Origin of the sequence: Bacillus sp. NPDC094106 (assembly GCF_044764345.1) — a bacterium.
In the GTDB taxonomy this organism is placed as follows: domain Bacteria; phylum Bacillota; class Bacilli; order Bacillales; family Bacillaceae_G; genus Bacillus_A.
The window spans coordinates 452133-473236 of record NZ_JBIWHY010000001.1; the positions used below are offsets into that span (position 1 = coordinate 452133).

Here is a 21104-nt window from a genome sequence, read left to right on the forward strand (position 1 = left end):
ATTAAATAATCGATAACACCCGTTAATGGAATAAGCACCCTACTAACTTTGCAGGGTGCATCCATTTTCTTAAAATATTTCCTTTGCATCAGAAGGTAAATTTCTGACATGTGTAAGGTATTTAGTCATATTTCTATCATCATCAATTGGATATGTGAAATTAAAATGTTCAGCGACATCTTTAGATAAGATTCTAAATAATTCACAAGTAACAAATATCGATTCCCATATATTCGCATAATCAGAATTAGAATAGGTTTCTTTGTACATTTTCCAATATGATTCTGGAAGATACTCCTTAAAATATTTCCCTAACTTTCCTGGTGAAACTTGAAAATCTTCTTGTATCCCAATCCACCAAGTAACCATCTTATCCAAAGAATCTCTCGTCGTATATTCAAACATGAGTTTTGCATATGGGAGTTCATCACGCCAAATTCCTTTTGCAACGTTTTGTAAACACCACCAAAATTCATTTGTATAGCTATCGTATTCACCTTTGGATGGCTTTTTGACATAGTAATCTATATCGGTAGGATAAGGGATTGCTGGCAGAAAATTGTCTTTGTCCATTAAGAGAAGAGTGAGCTTATCTTTTTCATACTCTTCCAACACGACTTCTTTTGTTTGGATACGAAGGTCTATGCGATTTCCATCTGTAAAGAGCATTAAAAAACCATAAGATCTAGTGAAGTCGGAATCAATTTCCCTACCAAAATCACTTTTGTCCGGTTCTTGCATCATGATTAAATCTCCAAAAGCATTAATCCATGTCTTATCTTTTATAAAAGATGCTGTTTCTGTTACAACATAAACAACATCATAGTCCTGAAAAATATCTTTTGGTACATTAGGGTTTGTTCTTGAACCATTCATATAGACTGCTCGAATACGTTCATCTTCTTTGGCGATGTTTATTATAAGATCCATCATTTCTTGTTCATTTCTCATTGAATTCCCCTCCGATATATAGTCTAATAATTATAATTTATTTAAGTTTTTTTTCATAAAATCGCCATGGATACCCGTGACTTTAGTCGTGGGAGGAAATGGCGTCGGATACGTGAGTATCCGACAGGGTTTATGCTTTTTCTTTTTTTGTATAATGCCATCCATCGTTTCGATGAATTTGTACACAGTATTCGTACGAAATCCCTTGTACTGTATCTGTTTTTGTTTTGATGTTAAAATATCCATTGTGTCTAATAGACACACGACCTTCGTATGTGCCTTTTTTCTTTCCTTTTGTTACATTTGCTTTGATAATATCACCCGTTTGGAATCCGTGACAAAGTTTTTTACGTTCCCTATGACCTATGACCTATGACCTTTACGTTTGCCGTTTTTATCGTATTTTTCCTCATCTTGATGATGAAGAGGAAATCCATATCTATCAACGCGAGCCATTTGACGATTGCCCCGCCCCATCGCATGAAATTCGATTACGTAAGTCATCCTCCATTTGAATTTGTTTGGTATTGTTCCGACGCATAATGCATCGTAATAATGTTCTTTTGGTAAATCGTTTTGAATACGTTGCATTTTTGTTTTCGCACCCGATTGCACGGTGACAGGTAATCCGAAAGATTGTAGTGTTTCGTATAACTTCCATCTCGTTGTGTTAACAGCTGCAGCGTCCCGCAATCCTGTTTTACATTGTTTTTTTACAATTGGGATGTTTTTGACAATGGTAAGATGACGTTTGTTCTTTTTCTTTTTGATGTTTTGCAACCATTCGTCTAACAAGAGATTATCTTTCTCTTCGTTACATTCTCTACACGCTAAACACAAATTACTAATTCGATCACTACCGCCGCGACTTCTTGGCATGATATGTTCAATTTCAAGTGGCACATCTGTTTTCTCACAATACGAACATTTTCGCTCCCATTTTTCTAATAAATATTCACGTACTTCGTATCCCATTAAAGTACCTTGTTGATACAAAACACCATTTACATCTGGATCTTGCATTTTTTGCATATCAAATTTTACAAGTTCCATACCAATTGAAGTGATCGGCATATATCGTTTGATTTTTTTGAACCAATTTTCTGTTTGTAGCACGCGTGCTTGTAAACTTGGTGCAATCCATCCTTTTTTACTCTCTTTACCGAATGATGGTTTTTTACATGGTTTTTTTAATTTTTTTAATGCTTTGTATCGTTGTAATAAACGAATTGCTTCCGCCCATTTACAACGACGATACCCTGTTTTTCGATTTCTTCTATTTCGTCGAATCGCACTTCTTGATTGTAATGCTTCGGATATACCTTGTTTATGGTGAATTTCACCTAAAACAATGACTTCTTTTTTATTTTTTACAATTGCGACACCGGTTGCTTTACTACCTGGATCAAGGCGACATTCATACTCATAGTTATTTTCTGAAACATTAATTTGTTCTTTTAATCGAATCACGAATGGATACTTGCAATGAATCACTGCCCGTTTTTGACGTAACAATTTTCTTGCCCTTGCCGGATGGCATGGATTGATTGGTGTTTTATCCTTGTTCAATACACAAACCCACATGGAGTTCTCCTTTCTCTAGCATAAGCTAGAACAATGATGTTACCTCACCCTGAGGTGGTCACGCTCCCTTACGGAAATCTCTCCTCGCCTATGTTAAAAAGAGTTGGAAACAAACTCATACGCTGATTGGAATACCCACACCTCTCTGGTTCGTATAAGCCCCATCCGAATCGTGCTGGAGAAGCACACAAAAGGATGCACCTTCTTAACAAGCCAATGTAAAACTTAACTTAAGCTGTTCAATGATGACCGAAAATCACAAGCTTTTGCAAGCCCGCGACTTCAGGCGTGGGTCATTGATCTAACCTTCCTTCCCTATTTAGAGCTAGCTTTTTTATAAAGCTACAGCTCCAAATTAGTGAAGCAAATGCTTCATTTTTTTGCGTTGAAAATATAAGAAAGTACTCATTACAATCATATTAATCGCTCCTGCAATCGCTCCAATTTTTAAAATAGCATATACGTATCGATTACCGCTTATCGGTATAATACTTAAAATAATGAACATAACGGATATTACAAATGAAATCATCATATTTCTCTTATTCTTACTCATATATGGAACCTCCAAAACTATTCACTTCTCCTATTTTCCGTTTCTAGCATTTGTGGGAGCAGCGTTATATTAGATTTCGTATTGTAAGTCGTAATCTAATAACCTAATTTTACCATAAATTCATTTATATAGACCACTTCACTAAATGTAACTTTATGATAAAGTTTGATTAAAATGATGGGCTAAAACCTTTGTTTAACAATAAACAAAAAGAAATCCATTTTAAAAAAAGATTATTCAAAATGAATTCTTTTCTTTAAGCACTACAGAAATGACTTTATTATAGTACACAATAGAAATGCTCTATGGATTTCCTGATTAGATTTTGAATGACACGACAAAAAGGATAGATAAGGTAAAAAAAACAAATCACCTTGCCTATCCTTCTATATTAGGAATCTTTTTTTACACATTTCTCAATAGAAATCTCTATTGTAAAACACATTACTGTTTCTATAACTACAAATTCTTTACTCACCCTTCAATGCACGTATTGGCAACGAAGTAACATATCCAATATACGAACATAATTCTTTAAAAAAGAAAGGAATTTCTGTATCTAATGTTTTATATGCTGATGTTGGGGTTGGTGATGCATATGCATCCATCCCAATATGCTTTGCAATTCGCATCGCTCGTTTCATATGAAGAGGATCACTCACAATCGTGTATGTATGTAGCCCATTATCCATACCGACCTGCTTCGCATTTTTTAAGTTATCTTCTGTAAAACGTGATTCTGTTTCAATTAAAATATCTTCTTCCTTTACGTCATGCTTTAATGCATACGCTTTCGCCGTACGTGCTTCCTCAAGCTCCGATTCAAACTTTGTACCACCAGTAAAAATAATTTTTTTTATATTTCCGTTCTTATACAAGGAGATAGCATGATTAATTCTTTCACGAAATACAGGGGATGGTTTTCCGTTCCAAGAAGCTGCGCCGAGTACAACGGCAGCGTCTGTATTTACCTTATCCGTTTTAAATCGATAGCTCCAAATATCGTATGCCGCGTAACATACAAATAGAATCATAGAGCTAATTATAAGCAAGAATACTTGCAAGACTCTTCTTTTTTTACTTTTCTTATTTTGTTTCATTTATACTAGCCTCCGTGCATCATCCATACTTCTAAAAAAACAATATATAAATCATTTTATTTGAGTTTATTTGAAAGAAGATAATTTTTAATCCTATGTGTATTAAAGGGTTTTCATTCAAATAGAGGATTGTCAATTCATTCTTATTTGCGGATCATTTTTCATTTGCATCTTTTACGAATTTAATTATCATGCAACACCATTGTAACGAATTTTTTCACAGAAAGGAATGATGAAACCAAAGTATATAAAAGAAGTAATCATTTTGTAAGAAAAAAAGATATATTTTCCGTTTTTATGAAAATATACCTTTTTGAATCGTCTTATAATTTACTATATATACATCAATTAAAAAACCGACATACCCAGAGCATCTGGCCATGCATAGAAGCGGTCAGGGCATTTTTCCGCCACATGCGAAGTAAAAACAGAAAGAGCAAACGAGCGTGAACTACTTTTTATTCTGCATCGCAGGGATTTAGATGTCGGAAAATTAAAACAGTTTTATATATTTAACCATAATCTCTTATTTATATACCGCTAGTTTTTGTAATAGTTGTTCTTTTATAACCGGCCACTCGCTTGCAATCATACTATATACAACTGCATCTCTTACATAACCGTTTGGCAATTGTCTCTCATTTCGTAATATACCTTCTTTTACAGCACCAAGTCTTTCAATTGCGCGCTGTGCTTTTTCATTTCGTAAATCAGTTTTTATTTGCACTCGTAGCATATGTAATTCTTCAAAAGCGTATTGCAATAGCATATACTTACACTCAGTATTTATACTTGTTCGTTGTACACTTGGATGATACCATGTTTGCCCAAGTTCAACGGTTTTATTTTCTTTTGATATACTATATAAGCGTGTACTTCCTACGATTCTATTCGTTTTTTGATCTACTACAACAAATGGTAGATCGGTTCCTCCTTCAAAACCTTTTATGGCCGCTTGAACATACCGCTCCATATCTTGATAGCTATCCATTTTAGCTATTAAATACGTCCATATTTCTTTATTTCCTTCCACAATGCTAAATAAACTTTCGACATCATTTACATGCATTAATCGTAACATTGCTCTGTCATTTACTATTTCCATAAACTATTCTCCTTTTCTATGTATCTAGCTATATCATAATAAAAAATGAGAATACTTTCAAAATCTTTAAAATTTATTTTATTTTCCCCAAAAATATTTTTTCTTTCATTCAAAATTCAATAACAATATAAAGAGGACTCGCTTTTATAACAGAAGCGAGTCCTTTTCGACCTTTCAAACAAGATATATGCAATTGGTATAATAATTACTAATGTTAAGAGCGTTCTTTCAACATACAAAGTAATCAATTAGAAGACTACTTTTAGACTATCAGATACATTATTGATTTCGCTGCGCCTCTTTAACGTATTCCCGAAAGAAGCCCCCATCTTCAAGCGCGTAACGGGCAAAAGCCCAGCAGTAAGGTGGGGATGAATTTCGGTTAGGCTTAGCCTAACTGATTTGTAAGAACTGCCAATTGTTCGTATGGTGGATCCGTTCCATATCTAACATCTTCACTTGCTTATAAGATTTAGCTGGATTTTGTATATATTGTCCATGTATATCTTGTACGTATACCATTTTCCCTGTAAATCCTGTCACAAATCCTACTTGTCCAAATACTTTCACTTTATCCCCTAAATAAACTCCATCTACATACGGTGTGTTTTTTGGGTTCCGTTTTGCATTTGTATTCTTGGTTTTTCTTCCTTTCCTTGCAGTCGATTCATGCAGGGAACGCTTTTTCTTCCTAAATTGCTTAATTCGAAATTCACCGCTTTGATCATATTCTTGTATTTGTGTTGGGTTGGTAATCGCAATCGCATCATTTACATGTGTTTTGGATAAACCTAATTCTTTTCGCTTCGGTGTCGTGTAACTGCCATACGTAATCTCACAATCTAAACGATTCATAATTTGCAACCGCAATATATTCATAAAGGCCGTTTCTTTATATTGTTTCGGCTTTTGGAAACGATGTTTGATCTTCCCTTGATGGAACTTTTCATGACATTCTTCATGTACTGTTACAAGGTTATCTGCCATATCAGAACCGCCGTTGCATCGTTCGATGATATGATGCGTATGCAAAATACCACCTTTTTTCTTACAAATTTGACACGTATAGTTATCTCTCACAAATACGTAATATCTTGTATTCCAAAAGCCAAAGGCATTTCCTTGTTGATATTCGATTCCTTGTATGTCAGGTTTTTTTAGTTTTTGCGCATCAAATTTCCCTACTTCGACAATGACTTTTGGAGATGGTAATAACGAGCGAAATGTTTCAATCCAATGAATTTGGTTATCCACTCTGCTTTGAATCGATGGCGGTAACCATCCTTCTTTCTTTTTTCGGTTGAGAAAACGTGCTTCTCGATATCTTGTTTTTCGTTGTCTTCTGCTTCTGCGTAATGTAGCTCTTAGTATAAGATTTTCTTTGACGTCTTGACGCAGCTGGATGGTTCCTTTTGCTAACACTTTATCTGCAGTAGTAATCGCAATACCGATATGCTTTGCTCCACTATCAACACCAATTGTGACAGGTTGCACTGCTTCACCTGTGGCATATTGTAATTGAATTGTAAACGGAGTATATCTAATAATCTTTGCTTTTCCTTGTTTGAGAAGAAGCCGAGCCTTACGAGGACTACAAGGCATAAGTGGTTCTCCTCGTAAATTCTTGACAAATACACGCATGTTTTGTCCCTCCTAAGAGTTTGTTTCCCTTCGCCAATGTTTGTAGGTGTTGGCAACTTCTCATGCAAGAAGGCTTGTGGTTGACCGTTTCTTCCCCATCAGAACTGTTACAGAGCCACCATAGAGCCAAGAACTAGGGAATCATTCTTGGGTATGCAACCTACGAACGGAGTCCACGAAAGACTGAGGCTAGACAACTAGGGCTTTTTTCAAGCCCCCACTTCAAAACGTGTTAGCGTTTAAGTGGCGGGTAGTTGACACTCCTTCTTAATTTGATCAAGCGTTCCTTCTTCTGTAATTAAACGATATGCCGTGCAAGCTAATGCTTTTGCTGATGTAATTAACGCTTTGTCTCCAAGTTTGGAACGCGCTGCTTCTCTAAATTCATTCGTATGTGCAATTAAATCATCTGGACCAATTTTGATATACGGATGAATTGTTGGTACAACTTGGCTTACATTCCCTGCGTCTGTTGAGCCGATGCCCCATCGCTCTTTTCGGTTTACTTCTTCACCGAATTGTTCTAATTCCTCAGCAACCACTTCATTAAATGTCTTCGTTACTAGCAGCTCATCAATTTCGTTTTGGAACTGATTAATTTTTACTGTTGTCCCTGTTGCGAGTGCGGCTCCCTTCGCAATGTTTCTTACTTTTTCTGTTACTTCAGCACATCTTTTCCGTGTTGCTGCGCGAATGAAGAAACGCGCTGCTGCGTAATCCGGAATAATATTAGGTGCTTTTCCTCCTTCTGTAATGACACCATGAATTTTCACATCCGATGGAAGCTGTTGACGCAGTGCATTAATGCCATTGTAAAGTTGAATAATCGCATCTAATGCATTAATTCCTTCTTCTGGTGACGCTGCTGCATGAGCAGACTTTCCATAAAAATGAAAATCAAGTGGATCAACTGCTAGTGACGGACTTGTCGTTGCTGTTTTCCCACTAGGATGGATCATAAGCGCTGCGTCAATATTGTTAAATAAACCCGCTTTCACATAACTAGCTTTTGCACTTCCATTTGGCCCGCCTTCTTCTGCCGGCGTTCCAAATACAATAATTTCGCCGCCAATTTCTTCAAGCGTCTCCGATAATGCAATCGCTGCTGCAACGCTAATTGTCCCAATCAAATTGTGACCGCATGCATGACCTAGTCCAGGCAAAGCATCATACTCCGCTAAAAAAGCAATTGCAGGTCCTTGTTTTCCTGAGCTTTTCCGTGCGATAAACCCTGTTTCATGCCCAGCTATATTATGCTGCAGCTGAAAACCTGCACTTCCTAACAGTAAACTTAATGTTCTAGATGCAAAGAATTCCTTGTTACCGATTTCAGGGTTCGCATGAATATCATGACTTGTTTTTACATACTTTTCTTTATTTCTTTCTATACTTTCAATAATTGCATTACGGTGTGACGTTACTTGTTTTGTCCCCATTTCTCCCATTCCTCCTTTAAATGTACACATAAAAAAGCCTCTTTCTAAAAGATAGAAAGAGGCTTGAAATACAAATTTAAAAATGGCCTTCTTTCTTATCTTTCAAGTTTTTCACTTGCTGGAATTGGCACAGTATTCATATTGAATCCGCTGCCGAGGCTTCATAGGGCCAGTCCCTCCACCTCTCGTGATAAGAAAATTGTTTTTATTTTCATAAAATTATATTAAATTATTTTTATTCTAGTTTTATTCCAACTAAATGTCAAGGAATTCATATCCGATTTTAACGAATATCCAAAAATCCTTTTAAAACACCAATTGTTTCAGGCGCCTGTAATCTCGCACATATATAAGGGAATTCTGGACTTCCTTCAAACATCATTTGAGATGTTAACGGAGCACCTACCCAAAAGATTTCATCATCAATTAATAAAAATGGTAACGATTTATTTTGCCTTTGTACTCTTACATTTTTTAATGGAATTGGTCCATCGCTATATATCGTCACCTGCGCCGCTGTACGCATTAACGCCTGCCATACTCTTTTATCTACCTGCCTTGTACTTGGAAGCGAAATAATAATTTTTTGTTTTGCTGATAGGATATCTTTTAACAATCCTTTCGGTTCTTCCAAATTCATTTGCATAAACCATCTCAGACGTTTTGTAATCTTTCGTTCTAACAATGGGCGTGATGTTGTACGATCATATACATTTCCGTGTCTTTCTATGTGAGAAGTTAAGTGAGATAACGCTTGTTTTCTAGAAAGATTTTTCCGCATATACTGGCAGTCCGATAACTGAATGAACTTCCCTCTTGCCCTTGTTACTGCAACGTTTACAAGACGGTGATTCTTATGATCGAAGAATAATACACCTGGACGTTCCTGCGGATAACTATCCACTGTATCAAATATCATCATGTCTCGTTCAGACCCTTGAAATTTATGAACCGTTGCTGCTAGAACAGGTGTATTTCGATATTTTGTCTTTTGTAATATTTCTCTTATACATGTTGATAAGAAACGGGACTGTGCGCGATATGGCGTTACAACTCCAATCGATTGAATCCCATCTAATAATCCAATTAAAATCATTTGCACCGCAATTAGCCCTGACATGATATTAAAACGGGAGCCAGAGGCAGCATCTTTTATAGAATATGCTCCCATCAAACTTGTATCAAATAAAGCGGTCGCTTCGTCCGCAAACGGCTGCAATTTTGCTAATTCTTGGCGCACCGAAACAGAAGGATGGTCGAACACTCTATTTTTATAAATAAATGAGTTTGTAAATTTAGATATATCCGCATGCATACGCCTTTGTTCTTGCAGCATAAATAAATTTGGATGCGTTTCATAACTATTTACAGATTGGACAATGCCGGCATGATAAAACATATCTTCCCCTAGCCACTTTCTAACAAGCTCGTGATTTGCCATCGCAATTGGCGGTAACTGTAAAAAATCACCGCAAATAACAATTCTTTTTCCAAGAGAAGCCGCTAAAGCAATTTGAGGCACATACGCCATACTTACTTCATCCACAACAATTAAATCAAATGTCCGTTCATAAATAAGAGAATCAATTGCGCATTTGGATAGTGTCGCACCTATTACCTTTGCATTTTCAATATATTCTCTTTCTACTTCTTTAATTTTTGCCCTTTGTTTCCTTAGATCGCCTTCAATTTCTTGCATGCGTTTTTTATCAGAAGCAGTTGCTTTATAAGACAAGATTTTTTGACGTAAATCTTGTCGCATTTCTTCTAAATAAAGTTTTTCTTCTCCCCATGAACCATTCGTTGTTTCCACTAATCTAGAAGCTAACAATGTTTCATGATTACGTATATGTTCATGTTGACTAAATCCATAACGGACAATTTCTCCTGGTGTCCACTTTTCTTTCTTTTCAATTTGCTTTGTTACTTCACTCATTAATACATCAACTGCTGCATTACTATGAGCAAGCACAAGTACTGATTTTCCTTTTTGATAATGCGCCGAAATAATGCGTGATAAGTTGTACGATTTTCCTGTTCCTGGTGGTCCCCAAACATATGTTACCCCATTATAAAATGAACGATATGCAAGTTCATTCTTCGGATTCTTCATCTTTTCCATATGCTTTGGCGTACTCTTTCCATCCAAGAGACGTTTTACCCGCTGACGCTTTTGTTTATCTTTTCGCACTTCTTTTAAACGCTCTTGCAATTGTTCTAACAATTGCCATGGTTCACTATATAAAGTAGCTTCTCTTATTTCGCCTTGTATATAATCATTCAATTTCAATTCGATTTCTAATCCATGTACAGATAGCACTTCTCCTGTTGCTTCCTCACCATCAAATTCGATTCGGATTGGTGTACCATCCGGTAAGCTCACTTCAGAAATAAGCTGAAATACATACACTGTGCTTTCATAATCTGTATATAAAAAACGTCCATTTATAATAGATAGCTTACTGCCGCCTATCGTTTTCCAATGTTTAATCTCATATGCTAACGCTTGATGCCACTCTTTCATTGTTTCCGTTAATGAAGGAGTTTGCAAAGTTGTGTTCATACTGTTTTCTCCTTCCTTCTCTCCAAACATACTTTCTCACTATATCATAGAACGCTATAAAATTCGCAAGATTTTTATCCGTACAATCTTTCTTTTTTTAATCCAAAACAGCACAGGAATCCTCCTGTGCTGTTTCTCATACTTTCTATACTAATTTTCCGTCCCTAAGCGTTAATACCCGATCACATACATCAAGAATTTTCTCATCATGCGTAATCATAATCGCTGCTTTTTGACTTTCTTTCACTTCTCGTTTCATCATTTCAACAACGTCTCGCCCACGTTTTGAATCAAGGCTTGCCGTTGGTTCATCTGCTAATATTAAATCTGGATTATTCATAAAAGCACGAGCAATCGCAACCCTTTGTCTTTCTCCACCAGATAACTGATGTGGATAGTGATTTTTTCTCTGAGATAGTCCAAATACTGTTAGCAAGTGATTCGCACGCGTTTCAGATTCTTTTCGGTCTTCTTTCTTTAATTTTGCAATGTATTGTAATTGTTCTTTTACATTTAAATAGGGAACAAGATTAGCAAATTGAAAAATGAACCCGATTTTTCTTAAACGAATATCTGTCATTTGCTTTTCTGATAAATGGGTAATATTTTGCTCACCAATATAAATATTACCTTTTGATGGTGATAATAATGCTCCAGCAATCGATAATAATGTACTTTTCCCTGAACCAGAAGGCCCCACAATACCGATAAATTCTCCAGTCTTCACATTAAGTGAAATGGGATGAAGGGCGGTTACCTCTGTGTTCCCTTCTCCATATACTTTACTAACTCCATCTAGTTTCAATAGCGATGTCATTACATGCCACCTCCAATTGCTTCTAGTGCATCCACCTTTAATACATGATATAAGGAAATCAGTGTTCCTAGTATACTAATTACAATAAAGATTCCTGCATATTGGCCAATCATTGTTGTTGTTAATAAGAACGGCATACTTTCTGGCAAAATTCTTTGCAAACCTTCTACAAATACAATGCTTATCACCATCGCGACAACAGATAAGAATAATGCTTGCGCAACTAACGTATTTGCTAAATACGAATTTTTCGTTCCAATTGCTTTTAGTACACCTAATTGCTGTGTTTTTTGTAATGTAATTACATAGAAGAACACACCGATTAATAAAGCTGCAATCACCAGCAAGAACGCAATAATCATTGTTAATGTTCCTTGTTCTTCTTTATATCCTGGAATACTTTGGAGAACTTCTTTTTTCTCTAGCACATGTGCATTTTTCACTTCTTTATCAGTACGAAGTGCAATTGCACTATAATCTTTTTGATTTGGCTGCGCAATTTTTCCCCATACGTCTTGGTTTACATAGACAACAGGTGTATGACTAAACATTTGGTCTTTCGTAAATCCAACTATTTTAAATTCTTTTTTAGAAACGGGATCAATGATTGTATCTCCAATATCTACCCCTTTTTCTTTAATTGATTCATCAGCAACCATTTCATCTTGCGCTGTACCTAGCGCTTTTCCTTGCACAATCTTTGGTTCTAAAAATGTATCACGTTCGCTCGCAAAAATTGCAATGTCAACCTTTTTGGAACTATCCTTTTTCTCATAGGTGGAAACTTTCACATGAAATGGTACCGCATCTTTTGCATCTACTTGCCCCATTACATCATCCACATCTTCTTTTTTAATTTGTGAACGAAGTAATTTATCTTCCGCATCTTTTGCTAATACAAATTTTGTTGCATCCATATTTTGAATCGATGATGCATTAGCGTACGATAAGCCGTTTGCTAACCCAGAAATCACAAGGACTAAAAATGATAATAAAATCATGATGAGCCCGATTAACCCGTATCTTAACTTTGATTGTTTTAATTCACGTAGAGCTAAAAACATTTCACTCGCTCCTTCCTATTTCTTTCTATGTATGAATCTTAAAAAAGAAATATGAACGGAATGTGAACAAAAGATTACAAAGAAAGAGACTGCTTTTGTAGCAGCCTCTTCATTATTTAGGTAATTCAATTCGAAACGTCGTACCTTGCCCTTTTGTGCTCTCTACTGAAATTTCCCCTTGATGTAATTCAACAATTTTCTTCACAATGGATAAGCCTAAGCCACTTCCTTCAACATTACGATCCCTTGCTGCATCCACCTTATAAAATCTATCAAAAATCCGATCCATCTCTTCTTGCCCCATACCAATCCCGCTATCTGAGATTGAAATCTCTACACTCATTTCTAATTCGCGGGCAGCAAATGCGATAGTTCCGCCACTATCTGTAAACTTAATACTATTTGTAAATATATTTGTCCACACTTGATGAAGTAAATTCTCATCGCCTGTTATATTTATGTTAGGAACATCAAATTCAACTGCTATGTCTTTTTCACGCCATTTCCATTCCAACATAAAAATGACATCTTTAATTTGTTTTTGCAAATCAAACTCTTTTATTTGAATGACCTTCTCCTCTTTATCTAAAGAGGCAAGCGTAAGTAACTGTTTACATAAACTAGACATTCGCTTACTTTCACCTTCAATAATTTGTAAATAACGTTTTCTTTCATCTTCTGTCATCTTTTCTGACTGTAGCGTTTTAGAAAAACCTTGAATCGAGGAAAGTGGAGATTGAAATTCATGCGATACGTTGGAAACAAACTCTTGTCTCATTTGATCTAATTCTTTTATACTTTTTGTCATTTTTTTAAAACTCATTGCCAATGTTCCAATCTCATCTTTTCGCCCTTCTTCTAATTCAATATCGTATTCACCATTCGCAATCTTTTGAGTTGCTTTTGTAAATATGCGAATCGGACGAACGATATAACGCGCTGCAATTGCAATAAAAATGATACTTAATATAACAATAAACACAAGCAATACAGCTAAGAAAATTCTCATTTCACCGAATTGCTGCTGTATATCAGGACGAATAAATAAGGCATATTGCTTATCACCATTTTTCAGCGGAACCCCAACACTATTAATTAATTCATTATCAAAAAAGCCAGTTATAAATAAGCGAGTTGGATAGGTAGAAACACCATTGTATGTTTTTCCTTGCAATACTTCGTCAATTGTAGCATCACTAATCTTTATCGTACGAAAGGCATTTCCAAAACGTTTTCCATGTTTTTGATCATCTACTACATAAATCTCATAACCTAAATTCGCAATAGAATGTAAATAAGCATCCCGATTTTCCTCATCCTGTTTTTCATATAAAGTTTTGACTTCATCCGCATAACGTAAAATTTTTTCACTATTATACGGTTTTAATTTCACCTGATAATAGACATTTGTAAATAAAAAGCCAATTATACTACTAACCAGCATAATTCCTATTGAAATCAATACAAATCTAGAATACAGTGACTTCATCTTATTTCAACTCCAACTTATAGCCAAGTCCGCGCACCGTTTTAATTTGAAAATCATCTGTTCGTTTTGAAAAACGATCTCGAAGACGTTTAATATGAACATCGACTGTACGTTCATCCCCTTCAAAATCCATTCCCCAAACAAGTTCAATCAACTCTTCCCTTGAGAACGTTCTTCCAGGATAACCTGCAAGTTGTGATAATAGTTCAAATTCCTTTAACGGCAGTAAAATTGTTTGATCATTACACTTTACCTCAAAGCTTTTTCTATCAATCGTTGTCCCGTGCAGCGTGATAACGTCCGCACTCAGCATTTGATAACGACGAAGCAAAGCTTTCATACGGAAGATCACTTCTGCTGGTTCGAATGGCTTCACAATATAATCATCTGTTCCTGAAATAAACCCTTTTTCTTTATCTACCAATTGATCTTTGGCAGTTAATAAAATAACTGGTATATCATGATATTTTCTAATTTCTTCGCATAAAGTATATCCGTCAACAAATGGCATCATGATATCAACAACGGCAAGGTGAATATGTTCTTTTTCTAATACGGATTGCGCTACCTTTCCATCCTCAGCTTCAAAAACTTTAAATCCTTCCTTTTCTATGTGGTAATGTAGTAATTCCCTAATATGTTGATCATCATCTGCTAATAAAATATGTATCATATTCGTTAAATCCTTCCTTAGTTATCCTTCTATACCATTACATTAAGAAACAATTGTATTTTTTGCAAGAAAAAGAAGATTTTTATCATACTTTTCGCACTAAAACACCGTGCAATTAAACTGAATTATAAGAATTTAAAAACTTAACGAAAGGAATCTTATACAATGAATCCTCTTAATTTACTATTACACTTTTTTGGATTGATAGCATTATTTGCAATCAGTTTCTTCTTTTGGACGCATTTTCATGGATTTGCAAAAATCTTCCTGTCCTTTTCACTACCTATTGTAATAATGGTAACTTGGGGGACTTTTGCTGTCCCTAACGATCCTAGCAGAAATGGCAAGGCACCAGTAGCTGTAAATGGCATTTCAAGATTAATCATTGAATGCGTAATATTTTTTGCAGGTTTTTTAGCATTATTTTTCAGCTATTCAAAAATGTATAGTTACATTTTCCTCTTTTTCATCATTATACATTATACCGCTTCCATTCAACGTATTAGATGGCTAGTAAAACAGTCATTCAAACAAAAAGACAGCACGTAATATTTTATTAAAAGTCAAGTAAATGATTAAATCCCTTTATATTTAAATGTTATTATATTAATGTCACACATTATATAGTAAAAAAAGAAGGATAGGAAAACAGAAGTATTATCTGCTATTTCTATCCTTCTTTTGTACTACAAATGACCTCATTTACTACAACAACATTTTAGTATCTTATAATACGAACGCACCCTTTAGTTTAGGTACAATTATTTACAGTTCATTTTGTTCACTTTTTATGATCAATAAAATAAGTATCATATGATTCCTTAAAAGTGTATCCCAGCTTTTTCGCTAGTTCAACAGATTCAGAATTAGCTCCATCCCAACTAGGGTATTTCCCTCTATCTAGACAATCCAATATCAGTGCAGAGGCTACAATGGTTGCTAAACCTTTTCTTCTATGGTTAGGGTGACTAGCAACTTCAATCTCGATTCCATCATCATATATGCTAAATGATGTTGCTGCAGAAACAACTTGCCCTTTATTTAAAATAGCATAACCTACTCCTCTATCAATAAAATCATCAATAGAATCAAACTGACTTATGAAGTCCTCTGAAAGTTCATGGAATGACGAGGCTTTTGCTATGTTTTTATCAATTCTTTTCATTTCGTATTCTTCAGGTAATGCAGACAGTAGTTTCTGTATGTGTACGCTATCTAAATCCTCAAGGTTCTTTTTAAATCTAAATCGCTGAAATTTCTCAATTGATCCTTTGTGAACAGTCTCTATCCGATTTTTCCATTCATCCGAATCAACAATTGCAAGAGTAAAATCAGGAAGATTATGAAGTAATTCTTCAGCTTCCTCTGTGTTGGGATTTCCAGCATAAAATACAAAAATCCCGACAGTTATTTGAGCGACAGTTGGATTTTCAAGGTTGTCTACCCAAGCATTTCCCATATGTCCTTGGAGATACGAAAGAACAATAGTACTATCAATATTTTCAAACATAGGTACTAACTTTTTCCTTACATTGTTATCTGCTTCATAAATCATTTAATTCCTTCTTTCTAAAAATTTATAATTTTACATCAATGCTATTTTATCATATTTTAGATATATAAACTTTATAAAACTAAACTGCTCGTTATTAATAAGAGATAGGGGAAATCCAAACTTTTCCTTTCTTAAACAATACAAAATGATTAGTCGTCCATTTTGTATTGTTGTTTGGTTTTTGTAGTAAATGAGGTCATTAAGAGGTTTTAAAAACAAAAAAGTACACCACGATTTATAAGTGATGTACTTAAATTAATATAATGTGTAACATGAAAGACACTTTACTATTCTTATAATAAGAAAGTCCATTCACTTGTCTTTACAAAGTATGCTGTCTTTTTATCTATTCTAAAGAATGTATAATCAGTCCGCTACGAAGCTTCGGTTCAAACCAAGTTGACTTCGGTGGCATAACTTCTCCCGCATCCGCAATCATTAATAAATCCTCCATTGATGTTGGATATAATGCGAATGCCACCTTATAGTCACCACGATTTACAAGACGCTCTAGTTCCTCTAAACCTCGAATTCCACCAACGAAATCAATCCGTGCATCTGCACGTGGATCGTGAATTTGTAGCACTTGACTTAACAGATGATCTTGTAAAATAGATACATCTAACCGTTTTACAACATCATGAATATCAAATGTTTCTTCTTTCACAGTTAGTTTGTACCATAGATGATCCAAATACATACTAAATGATTTTGGTTCAGTTGGTTTATATGGAGATACTCCTACCTTTTCCACATAAAAATATCGTGAAATGTGCTGTAAAAATTGTTCTTCAGATAGACCGTTTAAATCTTTCACGACACGATTGTAATCCCAAATCGATAATTCATCATGAGGGAATAAAACAGATAAAAAGAAGTTAAATTCTTCTTCCCCTGTATAGTTCGGATATTGTTCCCTGCGCATAAGCCCTACTTTTACAGCAGATGCTGAACGATGGTGTCCATCCGCGATATATAAGGAAGGAATCTCTTCAAATGATTCTACCAATGCAGAAACTGCATCGCTTTCTGCAATCTTCCAGATTACATGCTCCACACCGTCATCCGCAGTAAATTGATAAATTGGTGCGTGATTCTCTTGCCAATTTGCAATTAACTTTGTTACGGTTTCTTTCGTACGGTATGTTAAAAAAATGGGCCCAGTATTGGCATTACATACATCTACATGACGAATGCGATCTTGTTCTTTTTCATGACGAGTTCGCTCATGCTTTTTAATTGTATTATCGGTATACTCATCAATTGATGTACAAACAACAATTCCAGACTGAGTTCTCCCTTGCATCGTCAGTTGATAAATATAAAAACACGGCTCTTCATCTTGAATCAGTACTTCTTCGCTTATTAAGCGTTGTAAGTTTTCATTTGCCTTTTCATATACACGATTATCATATGGGGAAACAGCCGGATCTAAGTCAATTTCTGCTTTATCAACATGTAAAAACGAATATAGATTCCCTTTTGCTACTTCTCTTGCTTCTTCACTATTTAATACATCGTATGGTAACGCTGCAACTTGCGCAGCTTTGTCTGCTACTGGACGAATGGCTCGAAATGGTCGAATTGTTGCCAAGTTTCTCTCTCCTTTACACAATCATTCGAACGGCTACAACGCCTGTGATTTGTCTTATATTTTCAACAACATTTTCTTTTATTATATCATCAATCCCATTATCAATATCAATCATCGTATAGGCCCAAGAGTTTTTACTGCGGTTAATCATGTCCGCAATATTGATGTGATGCTCCGCTAGGCACCCTGAAATTTGTCCTACCATGTTAGGAACATTTTGATGCATAATGGTAATGCGTTTCTTTCCGACATAAGGGAGTTCTACATTCGGATAGTTTACTGAATTACGGATGTTTCCTGTTTCTAAATAGTCTCGCAATTGGCGTGCTGCCATTACAGCGCAATTTTCTTCAGACTCATATGTAGAAGCCCCAAGATGTGGTGTTGCCGTTACATTCTTCATTTTTATTACATTTTCATTCGGAAAGTCTGTTACATAATGACTAATGATTTCTTCCTTTAATGCTTTTTCTAAAACCACTTCGTCCACAAGTTCTCCCCTTGAAAAGTTAAATAGGCGCACACCTTTTTTCATCGTTTTGATCGCATACTCTCCAATAATTCCTCTTGTTTGATCTGTGAGCGGAATATGTAGCGTAATATAATCGCATGTTGCAAAGATTTCATCTAAGCTAAACGCACGTTGTACCTGTGTAGATAGACGCCATGCTGTTTCAACTGATACGTATGGGTCATAACCTACAACATCCATTCCAAGAGATAACGCATCATTTGCGACAAGTGCGCCAATTGCACCAAGTCCAATAATCCCTAAGCGCTTTCCAGCAATCTCTGATCCAACGAATTGTTTTTTCCCTGCTTCAACAAGTTGCGGGACTTCTTCACCTTCTAATCCCTTTGTCCAACCAACTCCATTTATAATATTACGAGAAGACATAATCAGACTCGCAATGATCAATTCCTTTACCGCATTTGCATTTGCGCCTGGTGTATTAAATACAACAATTCCTTTTTCCGTACAGCGCTCTACAGGAATATTATTCACACCCGCTCCAGCTCTTGCAATTGCCTTTAAATCCTTTGAAAACTCTTCTTGATGCAAAGAATAGCTACGCAGTAAAATTCCGTCTGGATGCTCTACTCCTTCGCCTACTTTATATTGATCTGCTCCAAAAATTTGTAAACCTTTTTCAGCAATCTGATTTAACGTTTGAACGCGAAACATAGCTCCATCTCCCTATCTATTCTCTAGCTCAAAGTCCTTCATATAATCTACTAATTTTTGAACGCCTTCTATCGGCATAGCATTATAAATACTAGCGCGCATACCGCCGACCGAACGATGCCCTTTTAATGTGACAAGTCCAAGCGCCTTAGCCTTTTGTAAAAATTGTTCATTTAGTTCTTCTGATGGTGTTGTAAATGGAATATTCATAAGGGAACGATACTTAGGATCCACCGGTGAAGTAAATAATTTCGATTCATCCAAGAAGCGATAAAGAAGTGATGCTTTCTTTCTATTTTGTTCTTCAATTGCAGATACTCCGCCTTGCTCTTTCAGCCACTCTAATACAAGCTTCGTCACATAAATACTAAAAGATGGCGGTGTATTATATAAGGAATTGTTTTTACTATAAGTTTCATAGTTTAGCATAACCGGACAAGAAGCATTCGCTTTACCTATTAAATCCTTTTTGATAATCGCAATTGTTAATCCTGCTGGTCCTAAATTCTTTTGCGCTCCCGCATAGATTAAACCAAACTTCTCAACATCATATTCTTCCGATAAAATATTCGACGACATGTCAGCAACAAGTGGAATTGTTTCTAATTGCGGCAGTTCCACATATTTTGTTCCTTCAATTGTATTATTCGTTGTAATATGTATATAATCTAGCTCCGGATGAATCATTGAAGCATCTATACGGGGAATGGTTGTAAATTTTTCTTGCTCAGAAGAAGCAATGACTTTGATTTCTCCTACTTTCTCTGCCTCTTGCAACGCCTTCTTAGACCATGATCCCGTAAGTACATATCCAGCCCTTTTATGTTCATTCATTACATTCAGTGGCACCATTGAAAACTGTAAGGATGCTCCTCCTTGTAAAAATAAAACATCATAGTTATCAGGAATGTGCATCAATTCACGAAGCAAACTACTTGCTTCTTCTATAATATTTTGAAAATGCGAAGATCGGTGACTCATCTCCATTATGGACATGCCTGTCCCATTATAATTCAAAAGCTCCTTTTGCACTTTTTCTAAAACTGGCAAAGGGAGTATAGATGGTCCTGCCGAAAAATTATAAACTCTTTCCATTACCCGCATGCCCCCCTATTTCTATATTTATTAATTTTTAAACTTTCTGAATTATACACCATATAAAATATACGGTCAATTTGTTTCGCTTTATTACGGTGCAAGACGCAATGGAACCGTTTGCAAATACAGTTTTATTCATAAACATACAAAAAGAGTGTTAAGCATTGTATCTCGCTTAACACCCTAATCATATATATAGGAATTAACTGTTCGCAAAGAACCGATCATAAATTTGATAAAGAGCAGAAAGACCAAAAAGCCAATAAACAGTATCAACAAGAGCTGGTGTAGAACCAAACAGCTTTTCGACCACATTATAATCAAACGCCACAAACAACCAATTCAAACCGCCAAGAATCACCAAAATTATTGTAAGGTAAGACAAAAATTTCATTATGATTGCCCCCTAGGTGATAAAATGGTGAAAGGCCTTTCACTAAAATATATGTAACGAATTCCAAAACTTGCTTATTTTTTAATTAAATTTTTTTATATCAGTCCTTAATCACTACCTCAGCTTCCTTGCTGTAAAATGGATACGCATGCGTAGGTTATAATTCGTACTATTAAAAACAAAAAAAGGATAGTTCCCCTATCCTTTTTTATATCGATATACAAATCCACTTTAATCTTTCAACATATAAGTAGCTGCTATACAAAAGAAAACATGACCTGTGCTCGCTTTCTTCCTT

The 21104-nt window shown here is 35.5% G+C and carries 18 protein-coding genes and 1 riboswitch; of the genes, 1 reads left to right on the forward strand and 17 read right to left on the reverse strand.

Translation table 11 applies throughout. The annotated features are described in order from the left end of the window. Positions 1 to 69: 69 nt before the first annotated feature. The 12 genes from ACIQ7L_RS02510 to ACIQ7L_RS02565 form a co-directional block, all read right to left on the reverse strand. The gene (locus ACIQ7L_RS02510; RefSeq protein WP_400566194.1) at positions 70 to 951 is read right to left on the reverse strand and encodes an aminoglycoside 6-adenylyltransferase; all 882 of its coding nucleotides are present in this window, start codon (positions 949 to 951) and stop codon (positions 70 to 72) included. A 363-nt stretch (positions 952 to 1314) separates the two neighbouring features. Further along, positions 1315 to 2535 carry an RNA-guided endonuclease IscB gene (gene iscB, locus ACIQ7L_RS02515; RefSeq protein ID WP_400566196.1) on the reverse strand — a complete coding sequence of 407 codons (1221 nt, stop codon included), beginning with the start codon at positions 2533 to 2535 and terminating at the stop codon, positions 1315 to 1317. Positions 2536 to 2890: 355 nt separating this feature from the next. Then, positions 2891 to 3091 carry a hypothetical protein gene (locus ACIQ7L_RS02520; RefSeq protein WP_400566199.1) on the reverse strand — a complete coding sequence of 67 codons (201 nt, stop codon included), beginning with the start codon at positions 3089 to 3091 and terminating at the stop codon, positions 2891 to 2893. Positions 3092 to 3561: 470 nt separating this feature from the next. Continuing rightward, positions 3562 to 4191, reverse strand: a complete 630-nt coding sequence (locus tag ACIQ7L_RS02525) for a YdcF family protein (RefSeq protein WP_400566201.1) — start codon at positions 4189 to 4191, stop codon at positions 3562 to 3564. A gap of 526 nt (positions 4192 to 4717) precedes the next feature. After that, on the reverse strand, positions 4718 to 5296 hold the full coding sequence (locus tag ACIQ7L_RS02530; protein ID WP_400566204.1) for a GNAT family N-acetyltransferase: 579 nt from the start codon (positions 5294 to 5296) through the stop codon (positions 4718 to 4720). Positions 5297 to 5689: 393 nt separating this feature from the next. Then, positions 5690 to 6937, reverse strand: coding sequence for an RNA-guided endonuclease IscB (iscB, locus tag ACIQ7L_RS02535; RefSeq protein ID WP_400566206.1), 1248 nt, complete (start codon positions 6935 to 6937; stop codon positions 5690 to 5692). A 239-nt stretch (positions 6938 to 7176) separates the two neighbouring features. After that, entirely contained in the window at positions 7177 to 8373 is a 1197-nt protein-coding gene (locus ACIQ7L_RS02540; RefSeq protein ID WP_400566337.1) for a M20 family metallopeptidase, read from the reverse strand. Positions 8374 to 8465: 92 nt separating this feature from the next. Continuing rightward, a riboswitch (SAM riboswitch) is annotated at positions 8466 to 8570 on the reverse strand. Between the two features lie 86 nt (positions 8571 to 8656). Continuing rightward, positions 8657 to 10966, reverse strand: coding sequence for an AAA domain-containing protein (locus ACIQ7L_RS02545; protein ID WP_400566209.1), 2310 nt, complete (start codon positions 10964 to 10966; stop codon positions 8657 to 8659). A 115-nt stretch (positions 10967 to 11081) separates the two neighbouring features. Further along, the gene (locus ACIQ7L_RS02550) at positions 11082 to 11753 is read right to left on the reverse strand and encodes an ABC transporter ATP-binding protein (RefSeq protein WP_400566211.1); all 672 of its coding nucleotides are present in this window, start codon (positions 11751 to 11753) and stop codon (positions 11082 to 11084) included. Further along, complete coding sequence (locus tag ACIQ7L_RS02555; protein WP_400566214.1) at positions 11753 to 12817, reverse strand: ABC transporter permease; 1065 nt, start codon at positions 12815 to 12817, stop codon at positions 11753 to 11755. The genes ACIQ7L_RS02550 and ACIQ7L_RS02555 overlap by 1 nt, the downstream gene beginning before the upstream one ends. Positions 12818 to 12929: 112 nt before the next feature. Further along, positions 12930 to 14306 (reverse strand): sensor histidine kinase, encoded by a 1377-nt coding sequence (locus ACIQ7L_RS02560; RefSeq protein ID WP_400566217.1) that lies wholly within the window; start codon positions 14304 to 14306, stop codon positions 12930 to 12932. 1 nt (position 14307) lies between these two features. Next, positions 14308 to 14979 carry a response regulator transcription factor gene (locus ACIQ7L_RS02565; protein ID WP_400566220.1) on the reverse strand — a complete coding sequence of 224 codons (672 nt, stop codon included), beginning with the start codon at positions 14977 to 14979 and terminating at the stop codon, positions 14308 to 14310. A gap of 165 nt (positions 14980 to 15144) precedes the next feature. On the opposite strand from ACIQ7L_RS02565, the gene ACIQ7L_RS02570 reads away from it, so the two are divergent. Further along, positions 15145 to 15528 carry a DUF2568 domain-containing protein gene (locus ACIQ7L_RS02570; protein ID WP_400566223.1) on the forward strand — a complete coding sequence of 128 codons (384 nt, stop codon included), beginning with the start codon at positions 15145 to 15147 and terminating at the stop codon, positions 15526 to 15528. Positions 15529 to 15760: 232 nt separating this feature from the next. Here ACIQ7L_RS02570 and ACIQ7L_RS02575 read toward each other — a convergent pair whose 3' ends face one another. From ACIQ7L_RS02575 to ACIQ7L_RS02595, 5 genes are all read right to left on the reverse strand, one after another. Further along, positions 15761 to 16534 carry a GNAT family N-acetyltransferase gene (locus ACIQ7L_RS02575; RefSeq protein WP_400566226.1) on the reverse strand — a complete coding sequence of 258 codons (774 nt, stop codon included), beginning with the start codon at positions 16532 to 16534 and terminating at the stop codon, positions 15761 to 15763. A 346-nt stretch (positions 16535 to 16880) separates the two neighbouring features. Further along, positions 16881 to 18128 (reverse strand): DUF1015 domain-containing protein, encoded by a 1248-nt coding sequence (locus tag ACIQ7L_RS02580; protein WP_400566229.1) that lies wholly within the window; start codon positions 18126 to 18128, stop codon positions 16881 to 16883. Between the two features lie 13 nt (positions 18129 to 18141). After that, the gene (locus tag ACIQ7L_RS02585) at positions 18142 to 19314 is read right to left on the reverse strand and encodes a 3-phosphoglycerate dehydrogenase family protein (RefSeq protein WP_400566232.1); all 1173 of its coding nucleotides are present in this window, start codon (positions 19312 to 19314) and stop codon (positions 18142 to 18144) included. Between the two features lie 12 nt (positions 19315 to 19326). Next, on the reverse strand, positions 19327 to 20409 hold the full coding sequence (serC, locus tag ACIQ7L_RS02590; RefSeq protein ID WP_400566235.1) for a 3-phosphoserine/phosphohydroxythreonine transaminase: 1083 nt from the start codon (positions 20407 to 20409) through the stop codon (positions 19327 to 19329). Positions 20410 to 20614: 205 nt separating this feature from the next. Next, positions 20615 to 20806, reverse strand: a complete 192-nt coding sequence (locus ACIQ7L_RS02595; protein WP_097899810.1) for a DUF378 domain-containing protein — start codon at positions 20804 to 20806, stop codon at positions 20615 to 20617. Between the last annotated feature and the right edge of the window lie 298 nt (positions 20807 to 21104).